This window comes from Saccharopolyspora sp. NPDC045941 (assembly GCF_056431445.1).
The window spans coordinates 67,612-80,479 of sequence record NZ_JBWKKU010000015.1; the positions used below are offsets into that span (position 1 = coordinate 67,612).

At 70.1% G+C, this 12,868-nt stretch carries 10 protein-coding genes; 9 read left to right on the forward strand and 1 reads right to left on the reverse strand.

Annotation, left to right across the window (positions count from 1 at the left end):
- Positions 1–192 precede the first annotated feature (192 nt).
- Positions 193–1,269 (forward strand): Rv2578c family radical SAM protein, encoded by a 1,077-nt coding sequence (locus AC07FN_RS14560; RefSeq protein WP_478396065.1) that lies wholly within the window; start codon positions 193–195, stop codon positions 1,267–1,269.
- Between the two features lie 225 nt (positions 1,270–1,494).
- Here the strand turns inward: AC07FN_RS14560 and AC07FN_RS14565 are convergent, their stop codons facing one another.
- A complete protein-coding gene (locus AC07FN_RS14565; RefSeq protein ID WP_132483583.1) occupies positions 1,495–2,538 on the reverse strand; it encodes a hypothetical protein in 1,044 nt (347 codons plus the stop codon).
- A 519-nt stretch (positions 2,539–3,057) separates the two neighbouring features.
- Between AC07FN_RS14565 and aspS the strand changes: the two genes are divergently transcribed.
- From aspS to AC07FN_RS14605, 8 genes are all read left to right on the forward strand, one after another.
- Positions 3,058–4,878 (forward strand): aspartate--tRNA ligase, encoded by a 1,821-nt coding sequence (aspS, locus tag AC07FN_RS14570; RefSeq protein ID WP_478396066.1) that lies wholly within the window; start codon positions 3,058–3,060, stop codon positions 4,876–4,878.
- A 21-nt stretch (positions 4,879–4,899) separates the two neighbouring features.
- Positions 4,900–5,841, forward strand: coding sequence for a DUF389 domain-containing protein (locus AC07FN_RS14575; RefSeq protein ID WP_478396067.1), 942 nt, complete (start codon positions 4,900–4,902; stop codon positions 5,839–5,841).
- 207 nt (positions 5,842–6,048) lie between these two features.
- Entirely contained in the window at positions 6,049–7,260 is a 1,212-nt protein-coding gene (locus AC07FN_RS14580) for a hypothetical protein (RefSeq protein ID WP_478396068.1), read from the forward strand.
- A gap of 90 nt (positions 7,261–7,350) precedes the next feature.
- Positions 7,351–8,073 (forward strand): GNAT family N-acetyltransferase, encoded by a 723-nt coding sequence (locus tag AC07FN_RS14585; RefSeq protein ID WP_478396069.1) that lies wholly within the window; start codon positions 7,351–7,353, stop codon positions 8,071–8,073.
- Between the two features lie 339 nt (positions 8,074–8,412).
- A complete protein-coding gene (locus tag AC07FN_RS14590; protein WP_478396070.1) occupies positions 8,413–8,787 on the forward strand; it encodes a hypothetical protein in 375 nt (124 codons plus the stop codon).
- Positions 8,788–8,878: 91 nt separating this feature from the next.
- Positions 8,879–9,430 (forward strand): carbonic anhydrase, encoded by a 552-nt coding sequence (locus AC07FN_RS14595; RefSeq protein WP_478396071.1) that lies wholly within the window; start codon positions 8,879–8,881, stop codon positions 9,428–9,430.
- A gap of 273 nt (positions 9,431–9,703) precedes the next feature.
- Positions 9,704–11,218: a SulP family inorganic anion transporter gene (locus AC07FN_RS14600; RefSeq protein ID WP_478396072.1), complete on the forward strand. Its 1,515-nt coding sequence runs from the start codon at positions 9,704–9,706 to the stop codon at positions 11,216–11,218.
- A 265-nt stretch (positions 11,219–11,483) separates the two neighbouring features.
- Entirely contained in the window at positions 11,484–12,839 is a 1,356-nt protein-coding gene (locus AC07FN_RS14605) for a replication-associated recombination protein A (protein WP_452617469.1), read from the forward strand.
- Positions 12,840–12,868 lie beyond the last annotated feature (29 nt).

The following is a 12,868-nucleotide window of genomic DNA, read 5'->3' on the forward strand; positions in this document are numbered from 1 at the left end:
GAGCACGATGGCCGCCTCCGGGCTCGGGAGGCTCTCCGGTGGGGCGGCGGTCGGTCACCGGGCAATTATGCGGACCGCCTGCCGCGGCCCGAAGTGGGGCGTTTGGCCGGGCTCGCGCACCCGCGCCACTCGATCGGCGGACATGCGGAAACGGCGCTCGACATGGTGTCGAAAATATGTTCGAATTGAATCATGCGATGGGAACAGCAACGGGTCAAGCCGCCGGTCGGGGGTGCGCCGGAGCTCCCGCTCGCGCTGCCGGAGCCGCCGCCGCGGTCCGGCGGGCGCGCGGGGCTGCGGTTGCCGGATCCGGTGCCGATCGAGGCGGGCACCGAGGAGGCGTACGCGATCGAGATCCACGCGAAATCGATCATCAACCGGGTGCCGGGGGAGTCCCAGGTGCCGTTCCGGTGGACCGTGAACCCGTACCGGGGATGCGGTCACGCGTGCCGGTACTGCTTCGCGAGGCGCACTCACACGTACTTGGACCTGGACGCGGGGCACGACTTCGACAGCAAGATCGTCGTGAAGGTCAACGCCGGGACCTTGCTGCGCAAGGAGTTGGCCGGCCCTCGCTGGGCGGGCGAGCCGATCGCGATGGGCACCAACACCGACCCGTACCAGCGCGCCGAGGGGCGCTACCGGCTGATGCGGGAGATCATCGCCGAGCTGCGCGACCGGGCCAACCCGTTCTCGATCCTCACCAAGGGGACGCTGATCCTGCGGGACGTGGACCTGATCGTGCAGGCCGCAGAGGTGGCTCCGGTGTCGGTGGCGGTCTCGGTGGGCTCGGTCGACGAGCGGCTCTGGCGGGCCGTCGAGCCGGGCGCCCCGTCGCCGCAGCGGCGGCTGGACGTGGTGCGCCGGTTCGCCGACGCGGGGATCGGCTGCTCGGTGCTGATGGCGCCGATCCTGCCGGGGCTCAGCGACGCGCCGGAGCAGATCGACGCGACGGTGCGGGCCCTGGCCGAGGCGGGTGCCGCGAACGTGACGCCGTTGCTGCTGCACCTGCGGCCGGGGGCGCGCGAGTGGTTCCGGGCCTGGCTGCAGCGCGAGCATCCGAAGTTGGTGCCGAGCTACGCGCGGCTCTACCGGGAGGGTTCGTACCTGCCGCAGTGCTACCAGCGCGACGTCCTCGCTCTGGTGGCCGATGCGAAGCGCCGCCACGGCATCGGCTCGTCGCGGCAGCCGGCGTTCCGCGACGTCGGGGCCGGTGCCGCCCGGTCCGCCGCCGAGGAGGAGGGGGTGCGCCAGCTCAGCCTGTTGTGAGCCCGGTCGGCGACGATCGGGAGTGGTTCCGGGAAATGCACATCATTTTCGATTGGGATAGGACAATGTTAAGGAAAACGATTTCTGGCAAGTCCGGAAACTTCGCCGTTCCTTTCGGGGTTGTAAAAGCGCCGATGATGTCGATAATTCGGTCGCGCCTCGGTACGCCGCCGATTCATGGTTACCTACCGTGCTTGAAGGCGATCGGCGTGTCCCTGGATCGGGTCAACGTGTCGTGGTGCGCGAAGAGGTGCTGGAGCCCAGCTGCTCCTCGGGCTGCCATCGAACGCCGAAGACGCCCATGCCGAAGTCCAGCGCCACCGCGTGCGTGCGGCCGAACCGGTCGACGGTCAGCGGCTTCGGGGGCTCCACCTCCTGCGTGGTGGAGTCGCCGACGTAGCTCTCGCACCGGGTCGGCGGGTGCGCCGGATCGAACTGCAGCTCCACCACGTACTGGCGCACGGGCAGCCGGAACAGCCGGCAGAAGCTGTGCTCGGCCTCGTTCGGGCCGGTCGGCGGGTCGATGATCTCGTACTCCAGCAGCAGCGTCTCGCCGCGCGCTAAGGCCCGGTCGAACAGCAGCTCCGCCACCACCAGGTCGCGGGCGTGGTCGGTGAGGACCTGACCTAACCGGCAGGACCGGATCGGCCGGATGATCGGGGGCGTTTCGCCGGAGGAGGCGCCGTCGAACATGATCACCCAGCGGTCGACGCCGTTGGTCTCGGCCCGGACCAGCTTGCGGGTGCGGATCTTGCGCAGCTCGCCGCGCTGGTCGACGTGCACGACGTCGTGGTGGCTCAGCCGGGCGAGCTTGCTGTCGTGGCTGGTGTCGATCTTGGTGAGGAGCTCGGCGGCGGACTCGTTCTCCGACCAGAGCGCGCTCAGCGGCGGCGCCTCGGCGGGGGCCTGCCGGGTGCGGCCGCGCGGGCGCGGCGGGCCGAGCAGTGCCGACAGCGAGCTCTCCGGCACGCCCAGCACCTGCTCCAGCTGCTGCAGGGCGAGCAGCGAGTCGGGGCGCTCGGGGCGTCGGCGGCCGGACTGCCAGTAACTCAGCGCGGTGATGCTGACGGGGGTGCCGCGGGCGCGCAGCCGGTGCTGGATGCGTTCCAGGCTCAGCCGGCTGGCCCGGATCGCGGTGCGCAGCGCGGCCTCGAACGGACCGGTTCGGAGCAGTTCGGAGAGTTCGGCCGACAAAGCGTTCGCTCCTTGCTGCGTGCCGCGGACGGCCGGGTGGGTGGCCGGGCGAGCCTCGGTTTTCGGGCCGGTCATCGTTACTCCTCGTGTCCGCCGAATTCCGAACTTACGCTAATCAGTGGGGTCTACGTTGCGCAACGACCGAGTTCCGGTAGGCGTCTACGACTAAAGGAGGAACTCGGGTGTGCTTAAGGCGGGAATCAACTCCTTCATCGCTTCGTAGACGCCTGGCAATGCCGCTGCGTGATCGTCGGTCGTGCCTCGAATCAGTTGAATTGTGGACCAGCTGCGGCAAAATTGGTATCGACCATTTGGTGTCGCTCCGGCGAACGGGCGAACCAAGGGGCGTGAGCAGGCGGCCGGGTGGGGGAGGCCGCGGCCGGGAGGTGCGGTCACGCTCCGCGGCGGTGGCCGGACGCGCGGCACCTGCGCGATGCGCTCCCAGGTTCGTTGGCTAGCCTTAATGTCTTGCGTCCCAGCTGCTGAACACCCTGATCGACAGACGTCCTGCCGATCGGGAGCGGCGGGGATCGCCGACAGCTACACCGTCCATACCGTCAAGCGCTGAACAGCGGAAGAAGGAGCTCAGTACCCGTGATGCGCACGCACGAGGCCGGATCGCTTCGCTCCGGTCATGCCGGGCAGACCGTCACCCTCGCCGGGTGGGTGGCGCGCCGTCGCGATCACGGCGGGGTCATCTTCATCGATCTGCGCGACGCCTCGGGCGTCGCACAGGTCGTCTTCCGCGAAGGCGAGATGGCCGAGCGCGCCCACCGGCTGCGCGCCGAGTTCTGCGTCCGGGTCACCGGCGAGGTGATCCGCCGCCCGGCGGGCAACGAGAACGCGGAGATCGCGACCGGCGAGATCGAGGTGACCGCCACCGAGCTGGAGGTCCTGTCCGAGGCCGCGGCGCTGCCGTTCCCGCTGGACGAGCACCTGGAGGTCGGCGAGGAGGTCCGGCTCAAGCACCGCTACCTGGACCTGCGGCGCGCCGAGCCCGCCCGGATCATGCGGATGCGCAGCGACGTCAACCGGATCGCCCGGGACGTGCTGCACGGTCGCGACTTCGTCGAGGTCGAGACGCCGACGATGACCCGCTCCACGCCGGAGGGCGCCCGGGACTTCCTCGTCCCGGCCCGCCTGCAGCCCGGCAACTGGTACGCGCTGCCGCAGTCACCGCAGCTGTTCAAGCAGCTGCTGATGGTCGGCGGCCTGGAGCGGTACTTCCAGATCGCGCGCTGCTACCGCGACGAGGACTTCCGCGCCGACCGGCAGCCGGAGTTCACGCAGCTCGACATCGAGATGAGCTTCGTCGAGCAGGACGACGTGATCGAGCTCGGCGAAGCGCTCCTGACCGCGCTGTGGGGCAAGCTGGCCGACCACGAGATCCCGCGCCCGATCCCGCGGATGACCTACGCCGATGCGATGGCCAAGTACGGCACGGACAAGCCGGACCTGCGCTTCGGTCTCGAACTCACCGAGATGACCGAGTACTTCAAGGACACCACGTTCCGGGTGTTCCAGGCGCCCTACGTCGGCGCGGTCGTGATGCCCGGCGGCGCCGACCAGCCGCGGCGGCAGCTCGACGCCTGGCAGGAGTGGGCCAAGCAGCGCGGGCACAAGGGCCTTGCGTACGTGCTCATCGGGGCCGACGGCACGCTGTCCGGCCCGGTTGCGAAGAACCTGTCCGACGCCGAGCGCGAAGGGCTCGCCAAGGCGGTCGGTGCCTCCCCGGGCGACTGCGTGTTCTTCGCGGCCGGTCCGCGCTCGGCGGCCCGCGGCCTGCTGGGCGCGGCGCGGCTGGAGATCGGTGAGCGCTGCGGCCTGATCGACCACGACGCCTGGTCGTTCGTCTGGGTCGTCGACGCCCCGATGTTCGAGCCGGTGGACGAGACCGACGACGTCGCGGTCGGCACCGGTCGGTGGACGGCGGTGCACCACCCGTTCACCTCGCCGAACGCCGACTGGATCGACACCTTCGACCAGGACCCGGAGCACGCGCTGGCCTGGGCGTACGACATCGTCTGCAACGGCAACGAGATCGGTGGCGGCTCGATCCGTATCCACCGCTCCGAGATCCAGGAGCGGGTGTTCGAGCTGCTCGGCATCTCGCAGGACCAGGCGCAGGACAAGTTCGGCTTCCTGCTCGACGCGTTCAAGTTCGGCCCGCCGCCGCACGGCGGCATCGCCTTCGGCTGGGACAGGATCTGCATGCTGCTCGCCGGTGCCGACTCGCTGCGCGATGTCATCGCCTTCCCGAAGAGCGGGGGCGGGTTCGACCCGCTGACCGGTGCGCCGTCGCCGATCACCATCGAGCAGCGCAAGGAGGCCGGGATCGACGCCAAGGCTGCGGCGCAGGTCGGCGACCAGAGCATCTCGGTGTTCCCGCCCGGCGTGGTGGAGAAGCAGGGCTGACCGGAGCGCGGCGGGCACGACGTGCTGCACCTTCGGGTCATCTGTCCGGCCGAGCACACCGATCGGGTGCTCGCCGATGCCCGGTCGCACCCGGGTACGGCGCACTTGGTCGTCGTGCGCGGCGGCGCGCTCGATCCGGCAGGTGATCTCGTCGAGTTCGACGTGGCCCGCGAGGCCGCCGACGACGTGCTCGCCGCGATCGGCGCTTCCGAGTTGGCGGCGGTCGGCGCGGTGACCATCTCCGAGGCGGGCACCATGCTGTCGCAGCGCGCCGAGCGGGCCGAGGAGGCGGCTCCCGGCGATGGCGACGACGCGGTGGTCTGGGACGAGCTGATCGCCCGCACCGGCGAGGAATGCCGGCTGAACGCCACGTTCCTGGCGTTCCTCTCCATCGCGTGCGTGCTGGCGGCGGTCGGCGTGGTCACCGACTCGCCGGTGACGATCGTCGGCGCGATGGTGGTCGGCCCCGAGTTCGGGCCGCTGGCCGCCATCGCCGTCGGGTTGGTGTCCCGCCGCTGGCTGCTGGTGCGCCGCGCGTCGGTGGCGCTCGCGGGGGGCTTCCCGGTGGCGATGGTGGTGACCGCGGCGGCCGCGTTGCTCGGCGAGTGGACGGGCCTGATCGACCGGCTCAGCCTGCCCGCCGTCAGCCAGGTGGCGTTCGTGTACCAGGTCGGCTGGTCGTCGCTCATCGTGTCGTTGCTGGCCGGTGCGGCCGGGATGCTGTCGCTGACCTCGGCCAAGTCGGCGGTGCTGGTCGGCGTGTTCATTTCGGTCACGACGGTGCCCGCCGCCGGCTATGCGGTGGTGGCGGCGACGCTCGGCGACTGGGCTCAATGCTTCGGCTCGGTCGCGCAGCTCGTGGTCAACCTGGTGGGCATCGTTGTGTCAGCGGCCGCGGTGCTCGTGTTGCGGCGCAGGCGGGCCGGCCTGGCCGACCGGGTGCCGACGCGGGAAATGCGGTGAGGAAGCCCAATCTTCGCCGCCGTGCAACGCCGCCGCAGCTTTGTTCCGTCAGCGTCTAGGAGGCGACTGACGTTCGGCGGATCGTCGAGGGTGGGAGCGTGTTGAGCCCAGGTGAACACGCTGCGATTACGGGTGTTGACCGGTTGCGTGTCACTTGACCGGTAATGCCCTATCAGGTTCATGTTGTGGGGGTAGTGTCTGGAGACGATGAGCGTGGAGATCACCACCGGTCCCCCGGAGGTTCGCATCCCGGTCAGCGCCGAGGCGACCGATACCGTAGGGACCGCGGAAGCCGTGCTGAGCAAGCGGACTGGAGCAACTGTCCGGCTTGCCGATGCGGAGGATCTCGGTGGCAGCGACCGCTCCGTCGTGATGCGGGTCCGGATCGCCGAATCGCCGTTCGAGCTGCCCCGCACCGTCGTGGTCAAGCACTACGGCGAGTGCCCGGAAGAAGCCCGGTCTGACCCGTTCGCGCACGAGGCGGCGAGCTGCCAGCTCACCACCGCGCTGCCGCCCGAGGCCCGGATCGGCCCCGAACTCATCGCGCACGACGCCACCGAACGCCTGCTGGTGCTGGAGGACCTGGGCCGCGGCTCCACCCTGGCCGACGTGCTGTTCGCCGACGATCCGCGGATGGCGGAGCGGGCGCTGCTGGCGTGGGCGCGGGCGCTGGGCCGTCTGCACAGCACCACGGCGGGGTGCGAGGCGGACTTCGACGCGCTGATGCGCCGGCTGGGCGCGAGGTCGTGGACCGATCCGGTCGCCGACGACATCACGCGATCGGTGGGCGAGCTGCCGGAGCTGCTGTCGCAGACCCTCGGCGTGGACACCCCGCCGCGCATGGTCGAGCGGCTGACCGGCGCCTCCGAACTGCTGGAGTCGAGCCGGTACCGGTCGTTCAGCCCGTCGGACATCTGCCCGGACAACAGCCTCGTGACGGGCAGCGGCGTGCGGTTCATGGACTTCGAGTGGGGCTGCGTGCGGGATGTCGCGATGGACGCCGCCTACCTGCAGTACCCGTTCCCGTCGTCGTGGTGCTCGTACGCGCTGCCGGACAACCTGGCGGAGAGCATGTTGTCGACGTGGCGTTCGGAGATCGTCGAGGTCTGGCCGGAGCTGGACGACGACGAGGTGCTGATGCCCCGGCTGTTCAACGCCCAGCTGCTGTGGGTGTGGGTGTCGACCTGGTGGTTCCTGCCGCGGACCGGCGAGACCGACCGGCCGATCGACCTGCACATGCCCTCGCCGCGCCGCAGCACGGCGCTGGTGGACCGGTGGCGGCACCTGCGTTCGGACGCGGAGAAGGCCGACATGGCCGACGTCGCGGAGTTCGCGGACCGGGTGGTCGACGCGCTGGTGGACCGCTTCGGTGCCGGCGCGCTGCACCTGCAGCCGTACCCGGCGTTCCGCACCGCGTAGACACACCGGCCGAAAGCCGTTGAGGGCCCGCCCGTCCCGTGGTTGGATGCATATACGAGTTTTTGCATGGTATGCATCGGGAGGCGTGGCGTGAGTTCCGTCGAGTCGGAGATCGAGCGGGCCGCCGTCGCCACCTGGCCCGCTTCGACGGTCGAGCACGCCGATGGCTGGGTGCTGAGGCACTGCGGGCTGCTGAACCGCAAGCGCTCGAACTCGGCGCTGCCGCCGGAGGTCGTGCCGGATCCCGAGACCGCGGTCGAACGCGTGGAGAAGTTCTACGCGGCGCGGGAGGCGGCGCCGATCGTGCAGGTCAGTCCGCTGGACCGGCACGCCGAGCTAAACGCGTTCCTGGCCGGCCGGGGCTATCGCGTGGTCGGCCGCACGTCGGCCATGTTCGCCGACTGCGATCGGGTGCTCGGCGCGCCGAAGGACTTCGAGGTGCGGCTGGAACCCGGCCCGCAGCCGTCCTGGCTCGTCGCCGCCGAGGTGGCGGGCCGCAAGCCGGAACCGAGCCTGGATCGCATCTCGCAGCCGGTGCGGTTCGCCATCGCGCTTCGCGACGGCGTCCCGATCGGTGTCGGGACGTTCGCCGTCTCGTCGGGCTGGTGCGGGATCTACGGCATGGCCACGAGTCCCGACTGGCGGCGTCGCGGCGTCGCCGGCGCGGTGCTGCGCGCGGGCGCGCGGTGGGCATCCGGTGCGGGGGCGACGCGGCTGTTCCTCCAGGTCGAGGACGACAATCCCGGAGCGCGGTCGTGCTACGAAGCGCTGGGCTTCATCCCCTCGCACGGCTACCACTACCGGGTCCGCTAAGCTTTCCTGTTTCCGGCGCGTTGCGTGGGCGAATATATTTCAGGTTTCAAGCTAACTCGATGCGGTAATTCTGATCACATCTCGAGCACTTTGCGTAGTGAACATCGTTTACGCAACGCAGTGACGGGCCTCCTGTCCACCCGGCATACGGGTGAATTACCAGGTCGAACCGAGTTGCATTAGAACATCTTCATTTGTTTCCCGGTCGACTCCACCGGATCTGCGACTTGCGCGTGCACCGCTGTTGTCGGATACCTTGAGTTCAGCGTTTCGCTACTTCTCCCCGCTACCGTCGATGCCGCCGGAAGGGGATCGGCTGCTCTATTACAGGAGGCATTCGTGCGCGGCAAGGCGTGGCAGATCACGAGGGCGGGCTTGTTCCTGCTCTTCGCGGTCCTGCTCGCCGTGCTGGGCCCGCTGAGTGCCGAAGCCGGCCCGCAACTGCGCACCGGACCTGCGGAAACGAAGTCCGAGACCAGCGAGCACCGGGACAGCGAGAAGCTGCGCGAACGGATGCCGGGAATCGCGCTGCACCGCCGCAGCTTCGAACGGCGGGAAGACCGCCGCCCGCTGTTGCCGCGCAGCTTGCAGGGCATCCCGCGCCTCGAAAATCAGGCAGAGGCCGAGCAGCTCCCAAATGCTGGGAGCAAGCCGCACCCTGCATATGCCAAGCTCAAACATTCTCCCGCCACGCTCCAGGTCATCCGCCACTGATCGGCGGCTCGCGACGTATTCCGAGCCGACGACCAGAGAGGCGACAATGAGCTTCGAACATTTCGTGCGACACGCTCGGCGACACCCGAGCATGCTTTCCGCTGACCGCCGCCAGCAGCTCGCCGCAGGTCAGAAACCGGCCGCGCTGTTCATCGGGTGCTCCGATTCGCGGGTGGTCCCATCGCAGATCACCGGTGCCGAACCGGGCAATCTGTTCGAACTGCGGACCGCGGGCAATGTGGTCCCGAAATACGCGCCGGATTCGGCGTCCAGCGAAATGGCCACCATCGAGTACGCCGTGCTGCAGCTGCGCGTGCCGGAGATCATCGTCTGCGGGCACTCGCACTGCGGTGCCGTGACGGCGTTGACCCTGGCCGGGCGCGGCCTGGAAGAGCTGCCGGCGCTGCGGGGCTGGCTCGGCACCGACGGCCTGAGCGGCGTCGAGCCGGACGATCCGAGCGTGCGCGCCGAGAGCAAGCGGCACATCCACGCGCAGCTGCAGACGCTGCGCGAATACCCGTTCATTCAGGACCGGATCGCCGCCGGCGAGCTGCGACTGCACGGCTGGTTCTACGAGATCGACACCGGTCTCGTCTTCGCCTGCCCGCAGGCGTCGGAAGCCACCGACTTCCTACCGCTCTAACGACAGTTTCCAAACTCGGCCTGCTCGGCGGTGCGGGTGGCGGAATCAGGTGCCTTCTCGCTGCGGGATCCCCGACCTCATATGCCGGTCGGGGCTGTCCTCGCGAGAAGCCTCCTGAGAACCCGCAGCGGTGCGAGCTGAGTCCCACACCGCAAGCGGCTGCCGCCGCTTACAAGAGCTGGCCCCAACACCGCCCACCGGGTCGACGCCCGCACCGCCAGGTGCGCGGCGCGATACCCGTTTCCCGCATTTCGACCTGCCCTGGAGGGCATCGTGATATTTCGACTCGAAACGCCTCGCCCGGCGCGCCGGAGGCTCGGCGCGCCGCGCTGGCCGAAGGCCACCTTCGGCGCCGACCTGGGGGCCTCGCTGGTGGTATTCCTGGTGGCGGTGCCGCTGTGCGTCGGCGTGGCCGTCGCCTCCGGCGTTCCCGCCGAACTGGGCATCGTCACCGGCATCATCGGTGGGCTCGTGGTCGGTCTGCTGCCCGGCAGCACGATGCAGGTGAGCGGCCCCGCCGCGGGCCTGACGGTGCTGGTGGCCTCGGCAGTGGACCAGCACGGGCTGGCCGCGCTCGGCGTGATCGTGCTCGGCGCCGGTGTCGTGCAGATCGTGCTCGGGCTGAGCAGGCTCGGCACCTGGTTCCGCGCCATCTCGCCGTCGGTGGTGCAGGGGATGCTCGCCGGCATCGGGCTGGTGCTCATCCTCGGCCAGATCTACCCGGTGGGCGGGCTCGCGCAGCCCGAGTCCACCTGGGCGAAGTTCGCCGAGATCCCGGACCTGCTGATAGCGGCGACGACCACCGCGGAGGGCATCAGCGGCCTCGTGCTCGCCGTGCTGGCCCTGGGGATCATGAGCGGCTGGAAGAAGATGCCTGCGCGGCTGCGGCTCGTGCCCGGCGCGCTGATCGCCGTCGTGGCCACCAGCGCGTTGGCGGTGATCTTCGCGATGCCGGTGCACAAGGTCGAGGTCGGCTCGCTGCTCGCGGCCCTGAACATGCCGACCACCGAGGCATGGGGCGAGCTCATGACGCCCGCCGTGCTCGGCTCGATCCTGACGTTCGCGCTGATCGCCTCGGCGGAAAGCCTGTTCAGCGCCGCCGCCGTGGACCGCATGCACGACGCCCCGAAGACCCAGTACAACAAGGAACTCGTCGCGCAGGGCGCGGGCAACGCGCTCTGCGGTCTGCTCGGGGCGCTGCCGATGACCGCGGTCATCGTGCGCAGCGCCACGAACGTGCAGGCCGGCGCCAAGACCAAGCTCTCCCGCGTGCTGCACGGGTTCTGGCTGCTGCTGTTCGTAGTGCTGCTGCCGGGCGTGCTGGCCTTCATCCCGACGGCGGTGCTTGCGGCGCTGCTGATCCAGGCCGGCTGGAAGCTGCTGGAGCTGCGGCAGGTCGTAGCGCTGGTTCGGGAGCACCGCTCCGAGGCGTTCGTGCTGGTGCTGACCGCGGGCATGATCGTGGCCACGGACCTGCTGATCGGCACGCTGGCCGGACTCGCGGTCGCCATCGTCAAGACCGCGATCGAGGTGTCCCGGCTGTCGGTGCGCGCCGAGCACGGCGACGAGCACGTGCGGGTCGAACTGGGGGGCAACGCGACGTTCCTGCGGCTGCCGCGGCTGCTGGACCACCTCGAACAGCTGCCGACGGGCAAGCACGTGCACCTGGACCTGACGATGGTCCGGCACCTCGACCGCGCTTGCCACCAGGCCGTCGAGCACTGGGCGGCGCAGCGCCGCCGCGGCGACTGCACCGTCGAGGTCGCGCTCCCCGCCCGCGTGGGCTGAGCGCAGCGGGCTGTTTTGGATGTGGCGGGTAGCGCGGGTTGTTGTTCTTTAAGCGGCGTAGCCGCTTAGTCCACCTTCGCAGCTTGCGCCGCCGCGGGTTCTCAGGCGTCTTCTCGTGTGCCGGGGATCCCACGGCGAGAAGGCGCGACAGCAATTCCCGCAAGGGGGGCCGCCACCCGCACCGCCACGCAAAACGAGTTCTCCAACAAGAAGGCCGCGCCTCCTGGCCGGTGGAGTGGTCGGTGGTGCCCGGTAGCGTCGGGGTGTGAGCGAGGGCTTGTTCGACGAAGGGCTGTTCGGCGCCGACACCGAGATGCGCGCGGGCGAGAAGTTGGCCGAGAACGCGCCGTTGGCGGTGCGGATGAGACCTCGTTCGCTGGACGAGGTCGTGGGCCAGCAGCACCTGCTGGGGGCCGGGGCCCCGCTGCGTCGCCTGGTGGAAGGCGCGGCGCCGGCATCGGTGCTGCTCTACGGGCCGCCGGGCACCGGCAAGACCACGCTCGCCAACCTCGTCTCGCTGGCCACCGGCCGCCGGTTCGCGGCGCTTTCCGCGCTGTCCTCCGGCGTCAAGGAGGTGCGTGCGGTCATCGAGGAGGCGCGTCGCCGGCTCGGCCGCTCGGGCGAGGCGACGGTGCTCTTCATCGACGAGGTGCACCGGTTTTCCAAGACCCAGCAGGACGCGCTGCTGGGCGCGGTCGAGGACCGCACCGTGCTGCTGGTGGCGGCCACCACGGAGAATCCCCACTTCTCCGTGGTGGCGCCGCTGCTGTCGCGGTCGCTGGTGCTGCAGCTGCGCAGCCTGGAGGAAGACGACATCCGGACGCTGCTTCGCCGAGCGGTCGGCGAGGAGCGCGGCCTGGGTGGGGCCTTGCGCCTGGAAGAGGACGCCGAGGCGCACTTGGTCGCGCTCGCCGGTGGCGACGCGAGGCGGGCGCTGACCGCGCTAGAAGCGGCGGCGGAGTCGGCGAGCTCGACCGGCGCGGACGCCATCGACCTGGCGACGGTCGAGGCCACCGTGAACCGCGCCGCGGTGCTCTACGACCGGGGCGGCGACCAGCACTACGACGTGGCGAGCGCGTTCATCAAGTCCATCCGCGGGTCCGATGTGGACGCCGCGCTGCACTACCTGGCCCGGATGGTGGAGGCGGGGGAGGACCCGCGGTTCATCGCCCGCCGGCTCGTCGTGCACGCCAGCGAGGACATCGGCATGGCCGACCCGACCGCGCTGCAGGCCGCCGTCGCGGCGGCGCACGCGGTGCAGTTCATCGGGATGCCTGAGGGGCGGATCGCGTTGGCGCAGGCCACGATCCACCTCGCCACCGCGCCGAAGTCGAACGCGGTGATCATGGCCATCGACGAGGCGCTGGGCGACGTCCGCGCGGGCAAGGCCGGCCCGGTGCCGCCGCACCTGCGCGACGGGCATTACGCCGGGGCGGAGAAGCTCGGCAACGCCAAGGGCTACCAGTACCCGCACAGCAAGCCGGAAGGCGTGCTCGCCCAGCAGTACCCGCCCCGCGAGCTGGTGGGCCGCGACTACTACCAGCCGACCGGCCGCGGCGCGGAGCGCACGCTCAGCGACCGGGTCCCGAAGCTCCGCAGCATCATCCGCGGCGAGGACTGAGCCCGCGGCTTCGACCGGACCTCGGCCCG